17 protein-coding genes and 5 tRNA genes are annotated in these 21,324 nt (G+C 42.3%); 1 reads left to right on the top strand and 21 read right to left on the bottom strand.

Features of this window, described 5'->3' with window-relative positions:
* Positions 1–131 precede the first annotated feature (131 nt).
* Positions 132–1,721 carry a peptide chain release factor 3 gene (locus BW980_RS17600; protein WP_076456475.1) on the top strand — a complete coding sequence of 530 codons (1,590 nt, stop codon included), beginning with the start codon at positions 132–134 and terminating at the stop codon, positions 1,719–1,721.
* 56 nt (positions 1,722–1,777) lie between these two features.
* Here BW980_RS17600 and BW980_RS17595 read toward each other — a convergent pair whose 3' ends face one another.
* The 21 genes from BW980_RS17595 to BW980_RS17495 form a co-directional block, all read right to left on the bottom strand.
* Positions 1,778–2,089 (bottom strand): DUF3467 domain-containing protein, encoded by a 312-nt coding sequence (locus BW980_RS17595; protein ID WP_013992025.1) that lies wholly within the window; start codon positions 2,087–2,089, stop codon positions 1,778–1,780.
* 53 nt (positions 2,090–2,142) lie between these two features.
* Positions 2,143–6,441 (bottom strand): DNA-directed RNA polymerase subunit beta', encoded by a 4,299-nt coding sequence (rpoC, locus tag BW980_RS17590; RefSeq protein WP_076456474.1) that lies wholly within the window; start codon positions 6,439–6,441, stop codon positions 2,143–2,145.
* A gap of 54 nt (positions 6,442–6,495) precedes the next feature.
* Entirely contained in the window at positions 6,496–10,305 is a 3,810-nt protein-coding gene (rpoB, locus tag BW980_RS17585; protein ID WP_076456473.1) for a DNA-directed RNA polymerase subunit beta, read from the bottom strand.
* A gap of 144 nt (positions 10,306–10,449) precedes the next feature.
* A complete protein-coding gene (gene rplL, locus BW980_RS17580; protein WP_353939145.1) occupies positions 10,450–10,848 on the bottom strand; it encodes a 50S ribosomal protein L7/L12 in 399 nt (132 codons plus the stop codon).
* Between the two features lie 32 nt (positions 10,849–10,880).
* Positions 10,881–11,396, bottom strand: coding sequence for a 50S ribosomal protein L10 (rplJ, locus tag BW980_RS17575; protein ID WP_013992029.1), 516 nt, complete (start codon positions 11,394–11,396; stop codon positions 10,881–10,883).
* A gap of 28 nt (positions 11,397–11,424) precedes the next feature.
* The gene (gene rplA / locus BW980_RS17570) at positions 11,425–12,114 is read right to left on the bottom strand and encodes a 50S ribosomal protein L1 (protein WP_013992030.1); all 690 of its coding nucleotides are present in this window, start codon (positions 12,112–12,114) and stop codon (positions 11,425–11,427) included.
* A gap of 20 nt (positions 12,115–12,134) precedes the next feature.
* On the bottom strand, positions 12,135–12,572 hold the full coding sequence (gene rplK, locus BW980_RS17565) for a 50S ribosomal protein L11 (protein ID WP_076456472.1): 438 nt from the start codon (positions 12,570–12,572) through the stop codon (positions 12,135–12,137).
* A 67-nt stretch (positions 12,573–12,639) separates the two neighbouring features.
* Positions 12,640–13,191, bottom strand: a complete 552-nt coding sequence (nusG, locus tag BW980_RS17560) for a transcription termination/antitermination protein NusG (protein ID WP_013992032.1) — start codon at positions 13,189–13,191, stop codon at positions 12,640–12,642.
* Positions 13,192–13,200: 9 nt separating this feature from the next.
* A complete protein-coding gene (gene secE / locus BW980_RS17555) occupies positions 13,201–13,389 on the bottom strand; it encodes a preprotein translocase subunit SecE (RefSeq protein WP_076456471.1) in 189 nt (62 codons plus the stop codon).
* 21 nt (positions 13,390–13,410) lie between these two features.
* A tRNA-Trp gene (locus BW980_RS17550) sits at positions 13,411–13,483 on the bottom strand.
* 69 nt (positions 13,484–13,552) lie between these two features.
* On the bottom strand, positions 13,553–14,740 hold the full coding sequence (gene tuf, locus BW980_RS17545; RefSeq protein WP_076456470.1) for an elongation factor Tu: 1,188 nt from the start codon (positions 14,738–14,740) through the stop codon (positions 13,553–13,555).
* A gap of 55 nt (positions 14,741–14,795) precedes the next feature.
* A tRNA-Thr gene (locus BW980_RS17540) sits at positions 14,796–14,867 on the bottom strand.
* Between the two features lie 72 nt (positions 14,868–14,939).
* Positions 14,940–15,012 (bottom strand) — tRNA-Gly (locus tag BW980_RS17535).
* Between the two features lie 58 nt (positions 15,013–15,070).
* A tRNA-Tyr gene (locus tag BW980_RS17530) sits at positions 15,071–15,152 on the bottom strand.
* Positions 15,153–15,178: 26 nt separating this feature from the next.
* Positions 15,179–15,252: transfer RNA gene (locus BW980_RS17525), tRNA-Thr, on the bottom strand.
* Between the two features lie 102 nt (positions 15,253–15,354).
* Positions 15,355–15,657, bottom strand: coding sequence for a ribosome hibernation-promoting factor, HPF/YfiA family (gene hpf, locus BW980_RS17520; protein WP_076456469.1), 303 nt, complete (start codon positions 15,655–15,657; stop codon positions 15,355–15,357).
* A 39-nt stretch (positions 15,658–15,696) separates the two neighbouring features.
* Positions 15,697–16,587 (bottom strand): tyrosine-type recombinase/integrase, encoded by an 891-nt coding sequence (locus tag BW980_RS17515; protein ID WP_076456468.1) that lies wholly within the window; start codon positions 16,585–16,587, stop codon positions 15,697–15,699.
* 143 nt (positions 16,588–16,730) lie between these two features.
* The gene (gene rpsU / locus BW980_RS17510) at positions 16,731–16,925 is read right to left on the bottom strand and encodes a 30S ribosomal protein S21 (protein ID WP_038234876.1); all 195 of its coding nucleotides are present in this window, start codon (positions 16,923–16,925) and stop codon (positions 16,731–16,733) included.
* Between the two features lie 133 nt (positions 16,926–17,058).
* Positions 17,059–18,228: an acyl-CoA dehydrogenase family protein gene (locus BW980_RS17505; protein WP_076456467.1), complete on the bottom strand. Its 1,170-nt coding sequence runs from the start codon at positions 18,226–18,228 to the stop codon at positions 17,059–17,061.
* An 11-nt stretch (positions 18,229–18,239) separates the two neighbouring features.
* On the bottom strand, positions 18,240–19,124 hold the full coding sequence (locus BW980_RS17500) for a ComEA family DNA-binding protein (RefSeq protein ID WP_076456492.1): 885 nt from the start codon (positions 19,122–19,124) through the stop codon (positions 18,240–18,242).
* A 20-nt stretch (positions 19,125–19,144) separates the two neighbouring features.
* A complete protein-coding gene (locus BW980_RS17495) occupies positions 19,145–21,214 on the bottom strand; it encodes an amino acid carrier protein (protein WP_076456466.1) in 2,070 nt (689 codons plus the stop codon).
* Positions 21,215–21,324 lie beyond the last annotated feature (110 nt).

Below are 21,324 nucleotides of genomic sequence, written 5' to 3'. Positions count from 1 at the left end.
TCGACACACCAAAATATGTCCGTAAAATATTGATGCAACAAACTCCACATCAAAAAGAAGGACTTTGTTTTTAAGCAGCGTTCCCCTCTAGATAAACTATAATTTAATGTATTTTTGCACAAATTTTCTTCATGAGTTTCAAAGAACAAATCCAACGGCGTAGAACTTTCGGGATCATATCCCACCCTGATGCCGGTAAGACCACATTAACCGAAAAACTGCTGTTGTTCGGAGGGGCCATTCAAGAGGCAGGTGCCGTTAAAAACAATAAAATAAAGAAAACGGCCACCAGTGACTTTATGGAAATAGAACGCCAAAGAGGTATTTCCGTTGCTACGTCCGTACTCGCCTTTATATATAAGGACAAAAAAATAAACATACTCGATACGCCCGGTCACAAAGATTTTGCCGAGGATACATTTAGAACCCTGACTGCCGTAGATAGCGTCATCGTTGTAGTCGATGTTGCCAAAGGGGTTGAGGAACAAACCGAAAAACTGGTACAGGTATGCCGTATGCGCAACATACCGATGATCGTATTCATCAACAAATTGGACAGGGAAGGTAAAGATGCTTTCGATCTGCTTGACGACCTGGAACAAAAGCTTGGCCTATCTGTGACCCCTTTGAGTTTTCCGATCGGTATGGGTTATGATTTTAAAGGTATATATAATATTTACGAGAAGAATATCAACCTCTTTAGTGGTGACAGTAAGAAGAATATTGAAGAAACCATCGCCTTTGATTCTTTGGAAAGTACCGAACTAGAAAGCATTATCGGCAACAAGGCCGCCGAGGAATTGCGCGACAACCTAGATTTGGTCAATGGCGTTTACCCCCCTTTCGATAAAGAAAGTTATCTAAAAGGTCAGCAACAACCGGTTTTCTTCGGTTCGGCTTTGAACAATTTCGGGGTTCGTGAGTTATTGGACTGTTTTATTGAAATTGCCCCTTCCCCACGCGCCAAAAAAGCGGAAGAAAGACTGGTTGAGGCCAATGAAAAGGAAATGTCGGGTTTTGTATTCAAGATACATGCCAACATGGATCCCAAGCACAGGGACCGTTTGGCCTTTATAAAAATCGTATCGGGCACTTTTGAGCGAAACAAACCCTATCTACATGTTAGAAACGGGAAAAAAATGAAGTTTTCGAGCCCAAATGCCTTTTTTGCCGAGAAAAAAGAGATTGTCGACATATCCTATCCCGGCGACATCGTAGGGCTACACGATACGGGCAACTTTAAGATCGGCGATACCCTAACCGAAGGGGAAGCCCTCCACTACAAGGGGATTCCTAGTTTTTCCCCTGAACACTTTAGGTATATCAACAATGCCGACCCCATGAAGTCAAAACAGCTTTACAAGGGTATCGACCAGCTGATGGATGAAGGTGTGGCTCAATTGTTTACCTTAGAACTAAACGGAAGACGCGTTATCGGCACCGTTGGCGCCCTACAGTTCGAAGTAATCCAATACCGTCTCGAACACGAATATGGGGCAAAGTGCACCTATGAAAACTTCCCCGTTTACAAAGCCTGTTGGGTACAGGCCGAAGACCCAAAAAACGATGAGTACAAGGAATTCAAAAGGGTAAAACAGAAATTTTTGGCGAAAGACAAGCGTGGTCAATTGGTATTCTTGGCCGACTCTCAATTCTCATTGCAGATGACACAGCAGAAATACCCAAGCGTAAAATTACATTTTGTCTCCGAATTCGATTAAGAAAAATACCGAACAAAAAAATGCCCTCTACAAGTAGAGGGCATTTTTTTATGCAATTAAGCTTCCCCTGTGGGACCGAAATTCATCGGGATAGGAGGTTGCTCATAATCTTTAATCGTTCCGTGGGCGCTCTCAAAACGCTTCACGTTGTCGTTCAATGCCTTCAAGAACTTCTTGGCGTGTTGGGGTGTAAGCACAATACGGCTTTTCACCTTGGCCTTGGGCGCACCAGGCATCATACTAATGAAATCTACTACGAATTCAGAAACCGAATGATTGATGATCGCCAAGTTGGAATAAATACCTTCGGCCGTTTTCTCATCAAGTTCAATATTGATCTGGTTCTGCTTTTGTTCTTTTTCGCTCATATGTAAAAAAAATAAACCCCCAATACAATGTATTGAGGGTTTGATATTTGAGTTTAAAATTTCAAGGCTTCCTTGCGGGCCATGATCTCATCGTATTCTTCCTTAGAGCCAACAATGATGTTCTCATAGTCGCGCATACCCGTACCTGCAGGTATCTTATGACCTACAATAACATTTTCCTTCAAGCCTTCCAATGTATCTACCTTACCGCTTACGGCAGCTTCGTTCAATACTTTGGTCGTTTCTTGGAAAGATGCTGCAGATATAAACGATTTCGTCTGTAACGACGCCCTTGTAATACCTTGCAATATTGGTGTAGCCGTAGCCGCAATCGCGTCTTTGGCAGTAACCAGGTTCTTATCGGAACGCTTCAATACCGAATTCTCATCCCTTAGTTCGCGAGCCGTTATAATTTGACCCGGCTTAAGGTTTACCGAATCACCTGGCTCAACAACCACCTTCTTACCGAAAATCTCATCATTTTCCTTGATGAAGTCATCTTTGTGAACCAATTGGTTCTCTAAGAATATAGTATCACCCGGATCTTGAATACGCACCTTACGCATCATCTGTCTCACAACGACCTCAAAGTGCTTATCATTGATCTTCACACCCTGTAAACGATACACTTCCTGTACTTCGTTTACCAAGTACTGCTGAACGGCAGATGGCCCTTTGATCGCAAGAATATCCTCTGGCGTAATCGAACCATCCGATAAGGGCATACCTGCACGAACGTAATCGTTCTCTTGAACCAAAATCTGGTTTGAAAGCTTGACCAAGTATTTCTTGACCTCGCCCAATTTAGATTCTATGATAATTTCACGGTTACCTCTTTTGATCTTACCGAAGGAAACAACACCGTCTATCTCAGACACTACGGCCGGGTTAGATGGGTTACGTGCTTCAAACAGTTCCGTTACCCTTGGAAGACCACCCGTAATATCACCTGCCTTAGCAGATTTACGTGGTATTTTCACAAGGATCTTACCTTCTTTAATCTTATCACCATCATCTACCATGATGTGAGAACCAACAGGAAGGTTATAAGAACGTAAGGTTTCACCCTTATTGTTTTGAATCAAAAGTGTTGGAATCAACTTTTTGTTTCTAGATTCGGAAATAACCTTCTCTTGGAAACCGGTCTGTTCATCAATTTCAACTTGGTAAGTAACACCTTGCTCGATATTCTCGTAAGCAATCTTACCTGGGAACTCGGAAACAATAACACCGTTATAAGGATCCCAAGAACAAATAACATCATCTTTAGATACGGAGGCACCGTTTTTAATGAACAATTGCGATCCGTAAGGAATGTTATTCGTACTTAAGGTTATACCTGTTTTCTTGTCAACGATTTTAATTTCAGAAGTCCTTGATATTACAATCTCGGCAGATTTGCCCTCACCGTCTTCTCCGGTAACCGTTCTTAAATCTTCTATTTCGGCTACACCATTAAATTTGGCAATCAACTTGTTATCCTCGGAAATGTTACCTGCAATACCCCCCACGTGGAAAGTACGCAAAGTAAGCTGTGTACCTGGTTCACCGATCGATTGAGCCGCAACAACACCAACAGCCTCACCGCGTTGTACCATTTTGTTGGTAGAAAGGTTTCTACCATAACATTTGGCACAAATACCTTTAGGGGCTTCACAAGTCAATGCCGAACGTACTTCTATCTTTTCTATAGGCGACTCTTCTATTCGCTTCACATCAGCTTCCAAAATATGCTGACCTGCTTTCAAGATCAGTTCTTCCGTTAACGGATTGTATACATCGTGTAAGGAAACCCTACCGAGAACACGCTCTCCTAGTGATTCTACAACTTCTTCATTTTTCTTCAAGGCTTCCACCTCAATACCTCTTAGGGTTTCACAATCTTCGATGTTAATAATAACATCTTGTGAAACATCCACCAAACGACGGGTCAGGTAACCTGCATCAGCCGTTTTAAGGGCCGTATCCGCAAGACCCTTACGGGCACCGTGAGTTGAGATAAAGTATTCAAGAATTGAAAGACCCTCCTTAAAGTTCGACAAAATCGGGTTTTCAATAATTTCACCACCACCTGCAGTAGATTTCTTAGGCTTGGCCATCAAACCACGCATACCTGTCAACTGGCGAATCTGTTCCTTAGACCCCCTTGCACCAGAATCAAGCATCATATACACAGAGTTGAACCCTTGTTGATCTTCGCGAATACGCTTCATAGCAAGCTCGGTCAACATGGCATTGGTCGATGTCCAAACATCAATCACCTGGTTGTAACGTTCGTTATTGGTAATCAGACCCATATTGTAGTTGGTCATAATACCATCTACCTGACCATTGGCCTCAGCGATCATTTCATGTTTCTCTTGTGGGATAATAATATCACCTAAACTAAATGATAGTCCACCTTTAAAAGCGAACTCATATCCCATAGTCTTGATCTTATCCAAGAAATCTGCTGTAGTAGGTACATCGGTCACGGCCAAAATTCCACCAATAATATCCCTTAGGGATTTCTTGTTCAGTACGTCATTGATATAACCTGCCTGTTCAGGAACTTCCATGTTGAACAACACCCTACCCACAGTAGTCGGTATAATCTTGTACACCAATTCTCCTTCTTCATTAAAATCTTTTGCCCTAACCTTGATACCTGCGTTCAAGTTTACCTTGCCTTCATTGAAAGCAATTTCAACTTCTTCCGCAGAATAAAAAGTAAGACCTTCTCCCGCAATCGGAACTTCAGGTGTAGACTTTCTTTCCTTGGTCATATAGTACAGACCCAATACCATATCCTGTGAAGGTACGGTAATAGGCGAACCATTTGCCGGGTTCAAGATGTTATGCGAAGCCAACATCAACAATTGGGCTTCAAGAATAGCCTCAGGGCCCAACGGGAGGTGAACCGCCATCTGGTCACCATCGAAATCCGCGTTAAACGCCGTACATACCAATGGGTGCAGACGAATCGCCTTACCTTCGATAAGTTTTGGCTGGAAGGCCTGGATACCCAAACGGTGCAATGTAGGGGCACGGTTCAATAGTACCGGATGTCCTTTCAATACATTTTCTAGGATATCCCAAACTACCGGCTCTTTTTTATCTATAATCTTCTTGGCCGACTTCACTGTTTTTACAATACCTCTTTCGATCAGTTTTCTGATTACAAAAGGTTTGTAAAGCTCAGCGGCCATATCTTTAGGAAGACCACATTCGAACAATTTCATTTCAGGTCCAACGACGATTACCGAACGTGCGGAATAATCAACACGTTTACCCAATAGGTTTTGACGGAAACGACCTTGCTTACCTTTCAATGAATCGGAAAGTGACTTCAAGGGTCTGTTTGATTCGGTTTTCACCGCAGACGCTTTTCTTGTGTTATCGAAAAGAGAATCTACCGCTTCTTGAAGCATACGTTTCTCATTTCTAAGAATCACTTCAGGAGCTTTAATCTCTACCAATCTTTTCAAGCGGTTGTTACGAATAATCACCCTTCTGTAAAGATCGTTCAAATCGGATGTAGCGAAACGACCACCATCTAACGGCACCAATGGACGTAATTCTGGTGGAATCACCGGAATCACCTTCATGATCATCCATTCTGGTCTGTTTTCCCTATTTTCTTGAGATTCGCGAAGCGCTTCAACTACTTGAAGTCTTTTTAAGGCCTCGGTCTTTCTTTGTTTGGAAGTCTCTGTATTCGCTTTATGACGTAACTGGTACGACAAATCCTTTAAGTCGATACGGGCCAAGAGATCAATAAGACATTCCGCTCCCATTTTAGCGATAAACTTGTTAGGGTCGGTATCTTCTAAATATTGATTCTCAACAGGAATAGACTCCAAAATCGTTAAGTACTCCTCTTCGGTCAAGAAATCCATTTTATTGATTTCTTCACCTTCAGGACCTTTTGCAATACCTGGTTGAATTACTACATAACGTTCGTAGTAAATGATCATATCCAACTTCTTCGAGGGCAATCCCAAAAGGTAACCTATTTTATTAGGCAAGGAGCGGAAGTACCAGATGTGGGCCACGGGCACTACCAAATTGATATGCCCTACCCTATCCCTACGTACTTTCTTCTCGGTAACTTCAACACCACAACGGTCACAAACGATACCACGGTAACGTATTCTCTTGTATTTTCCACAGGCACATTCGTAATCTTTTACAGGTCCGAAAATACGCTCACAGAAAAGACCGTCACGCTCAGGCTTATGCGTTCTGTAGTTGATAGTTTCAGGCTTGAGAACCTCTCCTCTCGACTCCGCCAGAATTGCTTCCGGCGAGGCCAATCCTATGGAAATTTTATCAAACCTTTTTATTGGATTATTATCTTTTATTCTAGCCATAATCTAATGGTGATACTAATTAAAATGTGTGTTCTTCAATCGCTACAATCGATTCTATTCTTCCAAACGGATATCTAAGCCCAAACCTTTAAGTTCGTGCATCAATACGTTGAAAGATTCCGGTAAACCGGGCTCTGGCATGGTTTCTCCTTTGACTATTGACTCATAGGTCTTGGCCCTTCCGATAACATCATCCGACTTAACGGTCAATATTTCACGAAGTGTGGCCGAAGCACCATAAGCTTCCAATGCCCAAACCTCCATCTCACCAAAACGCTGACCTCCAAATTGTGCTTTACCACCTAATGGCTGTTGCGTAATCAATGAGTACGGTCCAATAGAACGTGCATGCATCTTATCGTCTACCATGTGGCCTAGTTTCAACATATAGATCACACCAACGGTTGCCGGTTGATCAAAACGTTTACCGGTACCACCATCATAAAGGTAGGTATGACCGAATCTAGGTATACCCGCTTGATCGGTATATTCATTAATCTGATCTAAAGTGGCCCCGTCGAAAATTGGAGTAGCATATTTTTTACCCAATTTAAGACCTGCCCAACCCAATACGGTTTCATAGATCTGACCGATGTTCATACGAGAAGGCACCCCTAACGGGTTCAATACGATATCCACAGGCGTTCCGTCTTCCAAGAACGGCATATCCTCTTGACGAACGATACGAGAAACGATACCTTTGTTACCGTGACGTCCTGCCATTTTATCCCCTACTTTAAGCTTACGTTTTTTGGCAATATAAACCTTGGCCAATTTCATAATTCCAGCTGGCAGTTCATCACCTACCGAAATGGTAAACTTATCCCTTCTTAGGTTACCTTGAAGGTCGTTCAACTTGATCTTATAGTTGTGGAGCAAATCGGCAACGGCTTCGTTGGTATCCTTATCCATGGTCCAGCTACCGCCAACCAAGTGAGCGAAATCATCAACCGCGTTCAACATTTTCAAGGTGTATTTCTTACCTTTTGGCAATACTTCCTCACCTAAATCGTTCATCACACCTTGCGATGTCTTACCATTGATCAAAGTAAAAAGCTTCTCGATCAAGATGTCTTTCAACTCTTGAAATTTCACTTCGTACTCCAATTCCAACTTGTTAAGCTCTTCCTTATCTTCAGAACGCTTACGCTTATCTTTTACTGAACGGGAGAACAATTTTTTGTCGATAACCACACCACGCAATGAAGGTGATGCCTTTAAAGAGGCATCCTTAACATCGCCCGCTTTATCACCAAAAATCGCCCTAAGTAATTTCTCTTCTGGAGTCGGGTCAGATTCCCCTTTCGGAGTAATCTTACCTATCAAGATATCACCAGGCTTGACTTCGGCCCCGATACGGATCATACCGTTCTCATCCAAATCTTTGGTAGCCTCTTCCGATACGTTCGGAATATCATGAGTCAATTCCTCAGCACCTAATTTAGTATCCCTAACCTCTAAAGAATATTCATCTACGTGAATTGAGGTAAATATATCTTCGCGAACAACTTTCTCAGAAATTACGATCGCATCTTCAAAGTTGTATCCTTTCCAAGGCATAAATGCAACCGTAAGGTTACGGCCTAGGGCCAATTCACCTTTTTCCGTAGCATAGCCTTCACAAAGCACCTGACCTTTCTTAACCTTATCACCTCTTCTAACAATAGGTTTTAGGTTGATACTGGTACCCTGGTTAGTCTTTCTAAACTTCACCAAATTGTAACTCTTGGAGTCATCTTCAAAACTGACCAAGCGCTCAGCATCGGTACGATCATACTTTACAGTGATCATCTTGGCATCTACATATTCTACAGTACCATCGCCTTCAGCATTGATAAGTACCCTAGAATCGGATGCCACCTGACGCTCAAGACCAGTACCCACAATCGGGGACTGAGGCTTCAACAACGGTACGGCTTGGCGCATCATGTTAGAGCCCATCAGTGCACGGTTCGCATCATCATGTTCCAAGAAAGGAATAAGTGATGCCGAAATAGATGCAATCTGATTAGGAGCAACGTCAGTATAGTTTATTTCAATTGGATCTACTACAGGGAAATCACCCTCTTCACGGGCAATAACCTTATCAGTATCGATCTGACCGTCTTCTTTTAACGGAATGTTTGCCTGGGCAATTTTCATTCCTTCCTCTTCTTCCGCACTTAGGTACACATACTCTTCTGTATTGACCTTGGCATTGTCAACCTTACGGTAAGGTGTTTCCAAGAAGCCCATTGGGTTTACCTTGGCAAACACCGATAAGGAAGATATCAAACCAATGTTTGGACCTTCAGGAGTTTCAATAGGACAAAGTCTACCGTAGTGTGTGTAGTGAACATCACGAACCTCAAAACCGGCACGCTCTCTCGAGAGACCACCTGGCCCAAGTGCCGACAATCTTCGTTTGTGCGTAATCTCGGCCAATGGATTCGTTTGATCCATGAACTGAGACAACTGGTTCGTTCCGAAGAATGAATTAATAACAGAAGACAAGGTCTTTGCATTAATCAAATCGATCGGGGTAAACACTTCGTTATCTCGAACGTTCATACGCTCACGGATAGTTCTGGCCATACGCGCAAGACCTACGCCGAACTGGGATGACAATTGTTCACCAACAGTACGTACACGACGGTTCGAAAGGTGATCGATATCATCAATCTCCGCTTTAGAGTTGATAAGCTCGATCAAATATTTAATAATAGTTATAATATCTTCCTTGGTCAAGACCTGCTTGTCCATTCCAATATCCAACTGTAATTTCTTATTCATACGGTAACGTCCTACCTCACCTAGGTTGTAACGTTGATCCGAAAAGAACAGTTTATCGATAATACCACGAGCCGTTTCCTCATCGGGCGGTTCGGCATTACGCAATTGACGATAGATATGCTCTACCGCTTCTTTTTCAGAGTTGGTCGGATCCTTCTGAAGCGTATTGTGGATGATGGCATAATCAGACTGCGCATTGTTCTCTTTATGAAGCAGGATAGTTTTCACGTCCGCTTCCAAGATTTCGGCAATATGATCTTTCTCCAACACGGTATCACGATCAAGAATGATTTCGTTTCTTTCGATAGAAACAACCTCGCCCGTATCTTCATCGACGAAATCTTCGTGCCACGTGTTCAATACCCTTGCGGCCAATTTACGGCCTAAAACCTTTTTAAGTCCCGCATTAGATACCTTCACCTCTTCAGAAAGGTCGAAGATTTCAAGAATATCCTTATCCCTTTCAAAACCGATGGCTCTAAACAGGGTAGTTACGGGTAATTTCTTTTTACGGTCGATGTACGCATACATCACTCCGTTAATATCTGTAGCAAATTCGATCCACGAACCTTTGAACGGTATTACCCTGGCAGAATAAAGCTTAGTTCCATTCGCGTGAAACGACTGACCAAAGAAAACACCTGGAGAACGGTGCAACTGAGATACTACAACCCTTTCTGCACCGTTAATAACAAACGTACCACTGGGTGTCATATACGGAATGGTACCCAAATACACGTCTTGCACGATAGTTTCGAAATCTTCGTGCTCGGGATCGGTACAGTATAATTTTAATCGTGCCTTTAAAGGAACACTATAAGTAAGACCTCGCTCGATACATTCTTGTATCGAATATCTAGGCGGATCTATGAAGTAATCTAAAAATTCAAGTACGAACTGGTTTCTGGTGTCCGTAATAGGGAAGTTTTCCATGAAGGTGTTGTACAAGCCTTCATTGCCTCTTTCGTCAGATTTTGTCTCAAGCTGAAAAAAGTCTTGAAAAGATTTAATCTGAATGTCCAAGAAGTCCGGATAATCCGGCGTGTTCTTAGCGGATGCAAAATTTATTCTCTCAGTCTGTTGTGTGAACATCTATGGACAGTATTTTGAACGTGAATACTAAATTCGGGTCGTATACCTCTTCATATACGTGAATCTTACTTGTATAAAAAGGCTTAGGTCTAGCTCCGCCGTGGGCGAAAAAAGACCTAAACCAAAGTACTATGGTTGCTGATACTATTTAAGCTCAACTTCCGCTCCTGCTTCTTCCAAAGATTTTTTGATTCCTTCAGCTTCGTCTTTAGAAACACCTTCTTTTACAGCTTTAGGTGCGCTATCAACGATGTCCTTAGCATCTTTCAATCCAAGTCCGGTCAATTCCTTAACCAATTTAACAACTGCTAATTTAGAAGCACCTGCTGCTTTCAAGACTACGTCAAATTCTGACTGCTCTTCAGCGGCTTCGGCAGCTTCACCACCACCACCGGCGGCAACAGCAACTGCAGCAGCTGCAGGCTCGATACCGTATTCTTCTTTTAATATATCAGCCAACTCGTTTACCTCTTTTACGGTCAAGTTAACCAACTGTTCTGCGAAATCTTTTAAATCTGCCATTTTTCTATCGTTTAATAAAATTTTTAAAATATACTTAGTTTACTAGTGCGTACTTATCTTTCTGATAATGTCTTAAGAATGCCTGCCAGTTTACCACCACCAGATTTAAGTCCAGAAATAACGTTTTTGGCTGGGGATTGCAGCAATCCAATAACCTCGCCGATCATTTCTTCTTTAGACTTAATGCTTACGAGCGCATCTAAGTTTTCATCACCAATGTATATAGCTTCCTCGACAAAAGCCCCTTTCAACAAAGGCTTCTCAGATTTCTTTCTGAAAGTCTTGATAAGCTTTGCGGGAGCATTCCCTACTTCTGAGAACATCAACGAAGTATTGCCCTTAAGCACTCCGGGAAGTTCACCGAATTCTTTTTCGGAAGCTTCCATTGCCTTAGCCAGCAATGTATTCTTGACTACCGCCAGTTTAACGTTTGCCTTGAAACAAGCTCTTCTCAAATCTGAGGTTTGCGTTGCATTCAATCCCGATATATCAGCTAAATAAATAGTACTGCTATCGGCTAACTGTGAAGTCAAATCCTGTATTACGTTTGCTTTTTCTTCTCTTGTCATACTGTAAATTTTGAACTACCCAGTTCGATTAAACTGTTTTTGGATCTAACTGAACACTTGGGCTCATGGTACTTGACATGAAAATACTTTTCATATAAACACCCTTAGCTGCAGCAGGCTTCATTTTCACTAAAGTATCTAACAACTCCTTGGCATTTTCAGCAATCTTGTCCGCAGAGAAAGAAGCTTTCCCTATAGCAGCATGAACGATACCTGTTTTATCTACTTTAAAATCTATTTTACCAGCCTTTACATCGGATACCGCTTTAGCAACATCCATTGTAACTGTTCCTGTTTTTGGATTGGGCATAAGACCTCTTGGCCCCAATACTCGTCCTAAAGGACCTAGTTTACCCATAACACTTGGCATAGTGATGATAACATCAACATCTGTCCAACCGCCCTTGATTTTATCCAAATACTCATCTAACCCGACAAAATCGGCACCAGCTTCTGTTGCCTCTGCTTCTTTATCTGGGGTTACCAAAGCCAAAACCTTAACATCTTTACCTGTACCGTGAGGTAGCGTTACCACACCACGTACCATTTGGTTCGCTTTTCTTGGATCCACACCCAAGCGTACCGCCAAGTCAACAGACGCATCAAATTTTGTATTGGTAATTTCTTTTACCAAAGCTGCACCTTCACTAACCGAATAAAGTTTATCTTTTTCGATTTTAGCGTGGGCCTCTTTTTGTTTCTTAGTTAATTTTGCCATTTCAAATTGCTTTTAAGATTTTAGAAAGGTCGCTTACCTGCAACTTTAAGACCCATAGACCTAGCTGTACCGGCGATCATGCTCATTGCAGATTCTACCGTAAACGCATTAAGGTCGACCATTTTGTCTTCGGCAATTACCTTAACTTGGTCCCAAGAAACACTACCTGACTTAACTCGGTTAGGTTCGCCCGATCCTTTTTTAATCTTAGCCGCTTCCAAAAGCTGAACTGCCGCTGGTGGTGTTTTAACGACGAAGTCAAAAGACTTGTCTTTATACACGGTGATAACAACAGGCAATACCTTGCCCTGTTTGTCCTGTGTACGCGCATTGAACTGCTTACAGAACTCCATGATGTTAACGCCGGCAGCACCTAAGGCGGGTCCAACCGGTGGCGACGGATTCGCAGCACCTCCCCTAACTTGTAGTTTAACTACTTTACCTACTTCTTTTGCCATTGTTTAAAATTAAATTTAAGCTGTATTATTTTGGAAGCAACACAACTTTAAATATGTAACACTTAACTTATACTTTCTCTACTTGCATATAACTGAGTTCCAATGGTGTTTTTCTTCCGAAAATCTTCACCATAACCTCAAGCTTACGCTTCTCTTCGTTGATTTTCTCAACAGTACCGTTGAACCCGTTAAAAGGCCCATCAATAACTTTTACCGTTTCACCATGTGTAAACGGAATAGCTACCGTATCGGTATTAACGGCCAATTCATCTACCTTACCTAACATTCTGTTCACCTCGGCCTTTCTCAACGGAACCGGGTCACCCCCTTTTGTTTCGCCCAAAAAACCAATAACGTTCGTAATCGAACGTATAATATGAATCATTTCACCGCCAAGGTTGGCCTTAATCATTATATAACCCGGAAAATAAACCCTCTCCTTGTTAATTTTTTTTCCGTTACGAATCTGAATCACTTTTTCAGTAGGAACAAGAACATCTTCCAAATAATCGGAAAAACCATGGCGCTCTACCTCACTCTCGATATACCCCTTGATCTTGTTTTCCTGACCACTGACCGCCCTCACCACATACCATTTCTTTTCCAATACTTCTGACATAGCGAACGACTAGTTTAATACGTTATCGAAATATAAGCGAACCAATTTACTGAACACCGTATCTACACCCCATGTCGCCAAAGCGAACAAAATAGAGAAAACAGCCACAACAACCATTAAATTAGATGATTCAGCCCTTGAAGGCAAAGTAACATTGTTACGAAGCTCTTCTATAGATTCTTTTATATACGTTAACATAATGATTCTTACTTAAATTCGCACGGGAGGAGAGACTCGAACTCCCGACACCTGGTTTTGGAGACCAGTGCTCTACCAACTGAGCTACACCCGTTTATAATTGCATTTAAAGGTGCCCTACTAAAGCAGAACACCCTTAAATACATTATTCTAATACAATAGATTAATCTATAATCTTGGTAACTTGACCAGCACCTACAGTTCTACCACCTTCACGGATAGCGAAACGTAGACCTACACTCAATGCAATAGGCTGAATAAGCTCTACTGTAATAGTAAGGTTATCACCAGGCATAACCATCTCTACACCAGAAGGAAGAGCGATGTTACCAGTTACGTCAGTTGTTCTTACGTAGAACTGTGGACGATAGTTATTGTGGAATGGCGTGTGACGACCACCTTCTTCTTTTTTAAGGATATAAACCTCAGCCTCGAATTTAGCATGTGGCTTAACAGAACCTGGCTTACAGATTACCATACCTCTGCTGATCTGGGCTTTTTCAATACCTCTCAACAAGATACCTACGTTATCACCAGCTTCACCTCTATCCAATATCTTACGGAACATCTCAACACCAGTAATAGTAGAAGTCAATTTCTCAGCTCCCATACCGATGATTTCAACAGGATCACCCGTATTGGCAACACCAGTTTCAATACGACCCGTAGCAACAGTACCACGACCAGTAATCGTAAATACATCTTCAACAGGCATCAAGAAATCCTTATCAACATCCCTAGCAGGCAATTCGATCCAGTTATCAACAGCCTCCATCAATTCCATTACCGTATCAACCCACTTTTGCTCCCCATTAAGGGCACCCAAAGCAGATCCAGAGATCACAGGTCCATTATCACCATCATACTCGTAGAAAGAAAGCAATTCCCTTACTTCCATTTCAACTAGCTCTAAAAGCTCCTCATCGTCAACCATATCAACTTTATTCAAGAACACAACGATTCTTGGAATACCAACCTGACGACCTAAAAGGATGTGCTCACGTGTTTGTGGCATAGGACCATCGGTAGCAGCAACAACAAGAATAGCACCGTCCATTTGGGCAGCACCAGTAACCATGTTCTTTACGTAATCCGCGTGACCAGGACAGTCAACGTGCGCGTAGTGACGGTTAGCCGTTTGGTACTCAACGTGTGAAGTATTAATAGTAATACCTCTTTCTTTTTCCTCAGGAGCGTTATCAATAGAATCAAAGCTTCTAAGTTCAGACAAACCTGCATTCGCCAATACTGTAGTAATAGCAGCAGTCAATGTTGTTTTACCGTGATCTACGTGTCCAATAGTACCTATATTCAAGTGCGGTTTGGAACGATCAAAAGTTTCCTTTGCCATTTTTAATAAATTTTAATCTTAGTTATATATTAGTGTACAAATAATGCCTTAGTTGAGCCAACGACGGGAATTGAACCCGTGACCTCTTCCTTACCAAGGAAACGCTCTACCCCTGAGCTACGTCGGCTTATTAGGTTCAAGGTTCAAGGTTCAATGTTTTTCTGATCGGAACCATACAACATTACCTTGGTTCATTTAGAGCGGGAGACCGGGTTCGAACCGGCGACATTCAGCTTGGAAGGCTGACGCTCTACCAACTGAGCTACTCCCGCAAATTACAATACTACAATATTTCAAAACCCGAATAAAAACTAGGCTTCTTAAAAAAAGTGGGGAGAGCAGGATTCGAACCTGCGAAGACATAGTCAGCAGATTTACAGTCTGCCCTCGTTGGCCGCTTGAGTATCTCCCCAAATCATTTTTTTAAAGAACTTTTAGAGCCGATGGAGGGACTCGAACCCACGACCTGCTGATTACAAATCAGCTGCTCTAGCCAGCTGAGCTACATCGGCCTTTCCACGCTATTTTCAGCATAAAAAAGTCCGCTATTTCTAACGGACTGCAAATGTATACGTTTTTTTGTTTATTCAAAACAAAAATTAGAATTTTTTTCATCAAGCCTGCACTCTTGATTTTTCCTTGTGTTTTATCAGCTTTCTTTCCAGCGAGTTACAACATGAGTCCACTGCCTCCTCAAAAGTCTTACATTGTTTTTTTATTACAAATTTATCCCCAGGGATATTCAATTTTATCTCCACTATTTTATTTTCCTTTGAACTTGTATTCTCTACCTTCAAATACACATCGGAACTGATGACCTTATCATAAAAGGTCTCAAGCTTATCCATTCTGTTCTGCAAAAAATCGATGAGTTTTCGATCCGCATTAAAATTCACTGATTGCGCATTTACTTTCATAGGTTATAGTTTTTTATGTTAACAATGAAATTGACCCCACTACTTCTTTGCCCGCGGGTGAGCCTTGGCATGTACCTTTTTCAATTCAGCTATACCATTATGCGTATACACTTGGGTAGACGCCAAACTCGCATGCCCCAACAACTCTTTGACCGAATTTATATCCGCTCCTTTGTTGAGCATATGCGTAGCAAAGGTATGTCTCAAGATATGGGGACTCTTTTTCACCTTGGACGACACCTTACTAAAGTACTTATTTATTAATCGATAAACAAGGGTTTCATATATTTTATCGCCAGATTTCAACAAAAAGACATAGGCTTCATCGGGCACTTTCGCCAAGGCCTCCCGTTTAACAAAATATTGGGAAAACAATTCAACCGTAGACCGCAACAAAGGCACTATACGCTCTTTATCCCGCTTCCCCAACACCTTGATCGACCGAGCAGGCAAATCAACATCATACAGTTTTAAATTCACCAGTTCGGCCCTCCTGATACCTGTAGTATAAAACAGTTCTATTATCAACCGATCGCGAACACCTTCAAAGTCATCGGAAAAGTCCACCTGAAAAAGCGCATCTTCCATTTCCTTTTCCGAAAAAGGAACCTCTATTTTCTTCGCCGTTTTCAAGGCCTTATGTTTTGCCAAGGGATTTACAGAAATAACACCTATTCCCTGCAAAAATTTATAGTAAGCCTTTAAGGCGGCCACCTTCCTGTTTATCGTTCGGTTTGAAATACCGGATTCCACCAAATCGACCACCCAAGTTCGAATTACGGAATACGACACCCCATCTATAGCCCCACTCCCGTGACGCTGCGCACAGAAATCGATAAAGGACCCAATATCCTTTTCATAAGCATTTACGGTATGTTCCGAATAATGCTTCTCCAAAGAAAGATATGATATGAACGACTCTAACGCCATGCTACGAAGTTACCTTTAAATCTTAAGATTCATCTAACGCTAAATTTAAGGATAGATTGCAGAACATCCTATCGATATATTCCCAACAAAAAAAATCCCATCTAACGATGGGATTTTCTTATTTGTACACTTAGTAAAGGATATTAAATTTCTTCTTTATCCCTTAAACCTTGAATGTATTCTGCTTTTTGTATCTGCGCTCTGCGCTCAACGGAGGGTTTTGTGAATTGCTGACGCTTACGTAATCTACGCATCGTACCCGTTTTATCGAATTTACGCTTGAAACGTTTCAAAGCCCTATCGATGTTTTCTCCTTCTTTTACTGGTATAATTAACATTGGCTACTACCTCCTCTCTTTAGAATTAAGGGTGCAAATATACAACTTATTTAGAATTGAGCACTACTTGTTTTTAAATTATTCGGCAAATTTTATACCCTCCTAGCTACACTCCTTTATTTACAAGCCGTAGCTAGTCTTTAGGCAGACGATATTCTTTTTTGTCTATGACGATTTTAGCGATAATTTCCTTAAGGATTTCGGAGGTACCTCCACCTATCGGCCCCAATCGGCTATCCCTGAACATTCGAGCCATAGGATAATCTTCGATATAACCATAGCCCCCTAGAAACTGTAAGCAATCATAGGCGACCTTGTCGGCCATTTCCGTCGATTTCAACTTTGAAATAGTAGCTTCACGCACCACATACTCCCCTTTGTTCATTTTATAGACGACCCCGTAATTATACTGTTTACACAGATCCATACTGGCATGTCCGTCGACCAACCTATGCCTTAGGGCCTGGTACTGGTTTATAGGCTTCCCGAAAGTTTCCCTTTCCGACATGTATTGCATGGCGTATTCAAGGGCATATTCGGCCCTTGCATGGGCATTGATCCCCATAACCAAACGCTCCAAGGCAAAAGCCTCCATTATAAAAGTAAAACCTTTGCCCTCACTTCCCATTAAATTGGAAGCGGGAACCCGTACGTTATCAAAAGCCAATTCGGCCGTATCCGAGGCACGCCAACCCAATTTATTGAGCTTACTGGCCGTAACCCCTTTGCTATCCAAATCGACAATAAAGATACTTATCCCCTTATTTCCCGCTGACGGATCGGTCTTTGCTGCAAGTATACAATAATCACCGTACACCCCATTCGTAATAAAGGTCTTTGAACCGTTGATAATATATTCATCCCCATCTTTTACTGCGATCGTTCTCATTCCGGCCACATCACTACCCCCAAACGGTTCGGTAACCCCCAGGCAGCCAATTTTCTCCCCATTGACACTTGGGGTCAAATACGCCAACTTCTGTTCGTGGTTGGCATTTTTGTTCAGATGTGTCATAGCCAAGTAAGCATGTGCCCACATTGCGGCGGCAAAACCACCGGAATTTACCCTTTGAAGCTCTTCCAAAAATATTACGGTATAAAAGAGATCTAACCCTAAGCCCCCATAGGCTTCATCGGTTGCAAGGCCGAAATACCCCATTTCACCGAACTTTTTCCAAATAAAGGACTCTATGGCGCCGGTTGCTTCCCATTTATCGATATGGGGAACCACTTCTTTCGACAAAAAATCCCTGAGACTCTCTCTAAATAACTGATGTTCTTCAGTAAAGTACATGCTCTGCATAGCAATTCAATTTATAAGGCCAAATATAACTTAATTCTATCAATCTTCTCTATTGGAAAATTCTCTATTTTTGACAATTCATCAAAAGAAACAAGGTTTCCATTATCATTTCTATAATTTACTATGCTCTCAGCGACTCCTTTTTGAATATATACTAATTTTGACAAGCTTTTGGCCGATGCCGTATTTATGTTAATTTTTTCAACAACGGGCTTTTTCAACACTTGAAAGCGCCCTAAAGTGCGCTCGACCACCTCAGGTTTTAGCCCGTAAACATCGTAAAGCTGTTCATTGACCAGAAATCCCCCGAGCCGATTCCTGAACTTTACGATTCTAGCGGACAAGGTTTCGCCGATTCCATCGATCTCTTGAAGTTCTTGGGCCGTTACTGCGTTCAAATCCCGAACCTCTAGGTTTACCCCGTAATTCCTTTCCCGAATACCCGATGTAGCAACCCCCCTTCGAGTCCTTTCTTTCTTTTGGACCCAGTCCGGAAATTTAAAATATGGGGATATGGCCCGAAGCAAGGAATCGGAAACTCCGGTAACCTCTTGAAAACCTTCTACGGAATTGACAAACTTACCCGCTTTCCGAAACCGGTGCAACCTATCTATTTCATCTATGGACATTCCTAAGGTATACCCTTTGTAATCGGTAATATAATTAGGGTTGAACGGATATATCTTCACCGAGTCCTTTTGCTGCGACCTGGCCTTTAAGCTATCTATTTCAGACTGAAGCCGCGAATCTAGCCAAAAAGAACTATCACCTCTTTCAGCGGTTACATTACGAAGAACAAAAAATCCGATTTGCAGGGCTATTATAATGAACAACAAATAAAAAATCCCACTTCGTTCCTGTTTATTGAACCTGAAGTGGGACTTAAAATTTTCCATACGCATGGGATGCGTCAATACTATTTAGCGGCCACTTGCTTTTTAAAAAGCTCGTTTGCCTTCAATTTTTTCCAGTAAGCATTCAAATCTCCCTTAACCTCACCGGACATAATGTAGAGACCGATAATATTAGGAAAAGACATGGCCAAGATCATCATATCCGAAAAATCGAGTACGGCCCCTAAACTTACGGAAGCACCTACTACTACGAATACCAAGAAAAGCATTTTGTATACCATTTCAGATTTTTTACTCTTTCCAAAAAGATAGGTCCAGGCACGCATGCCATAATACGACCAAGAAATCATGGTAGAAAAGGCGAAAAGGAATACCGCCAAGGCCAATACATAAGGGAACCAAGAAATCTGGCTTCCGAAAGCATCGGAGGTCAACTGCGCACCGGCCAAGCCCTCAACCTCGTGCATACCGGTAAAAATCAATACCAATGCCGTAAGCGTACACACCACTACTGTATCTATAAAAGGCTCTAGAAGGGCCACGAAGCCTTCAGATGGTGGATGATTGGTTTTTGCCGTACTATGTGCAATAGCAGCGGAACCTACCCCCGCCTCATTGGAGAAGGCCGCCCTCTGGAAGCCTATCACAAGCACACCAACAATACCCCCCTTTAGGGCCGATGGGTTAAAGGCCCCTTCGAATATGGCCGAAAACGCGGGTCCGATATTCTGTATATTCATAATGATAACGGCCAAGGCCGCTACAATATATATTGAAGCCATAATCGGCACTACCCTACCGGTAACCTTAGCAATACTGTTGATTCCCCCGATAATAACGACACCTACAAGAATGGCTGTTATAACACCGAACCAAAAACCTTGACCTTCCAAGGCCGGAAACTGGCCCGCCAATCGTTCGAAAGATTGGTTGGCCTGAAACATATTGCCCCCGCCAAAAGATGCACCAATGGCCAAGACGGCAAAGAAGCCGGCCAATATCTTACCAAAGCCCTTCATGTTTCGCTTTTCAAGACCGTATCTCAAATAGTTCATCGGACCTCCAAAGACCCTACCGTCAGGAAGGATATCGCGATACTTGACCCCTAGGGTACATTCCACGAACTTAGAAGACATCCCAAGCAAACCACAGACAATCATCCAAAATGTAGCTCCCGCCCCACCTAAGGACACGGCTACGGCCACACCGGCAATGTTACCCAAACCTACGGTACCCGATACCGCTGTTGCCAAAGCCTGAAAATGGGTTACTTGACCGGGCGCATCGGGATCGTCATATTTTCCTTTGGCCAAATCAATGGAATGCTTAAACCCCTTAATATTTATAAAGCCCATTCGAAGCGTAAAGAACGTGGCTCCAAACACCAACCAAATCACAATAAAAGGTATACCATTGGAAATTGGATCACCGTTCGGGTGTTGCATTGCCACAGGCTTATCGTATTTTATTTCCGCAAGGTAATGGGCCCCTTGCTCGATAACATGCTTTGCATTCTCAGAATTATAGATAACCTTACCTTCGTCGACCAAATATTTTAACTGGCCATTGGCAGGGGCTACAACCGTAGTATCGGCTTGGCTATTACTGGAAATCACTGCTATCTTATCTCCCTTTTTGACCCTTTCCCCTTCGGCCTTAAGCCACTTTTTGAGAACAAACCTATCTTGGATATTGCTGGTCCAACCCGGTGTTCCTACCAATTTGACATCGGCATACACTATGGGGTCGTAAATACCCACGGCCGCAAAAGGATCCCAAAACAGTACTGATCCAAGGGCGCTCACCGCAGGGGTCATAGTACCGTTAAAAACCTCGACTATAGCCTCGGATTCTACTTTAAAGGTCTTGGTCTGGGAGTTACCGGCAGCATCGGTTACCGTTAATGTATAAGGCACACCTTCTACCAATCCGCTTGATCTTTTGGAAGTTAAAGAAGTTGTTTGATTGCTCCATTTATAGGTATATGGAGGGGTACCGCCTGTTACATCTGCTTCAATTACACCGTCATTTATTCGAGGGGAAGGATTATAGACTTTGCCTTTTACAACAAGCTCTTGGGAAAAGGCTACTACACCTAGTAGCAAAAAAAACAATAAGGTAAATTTCTTCATATTAATCTTTGTAGGTTCGATGCTGTATCAGTGGTTTTAACACAATTGCAGCAATATCATAAAAAATAGTAACACAATCAAATAATAATGTTGAATTAACGCAGCACGGC

It is taken from the genome of Zobellia uliginosa, from assembly GCF_900156625.1.
Classification (GTDB): Bacteria; Bacteroidota; Bacteroidia; order Flavobacteriales; family Flavobacteriaceae; genus Zobellia; species Zobellia uliginosa.
The sequence above is the reverse complement of the archived record's forward strand: the minus strand, read 5'-3'. Positions and strand labels throughout refer to the sequence as shown.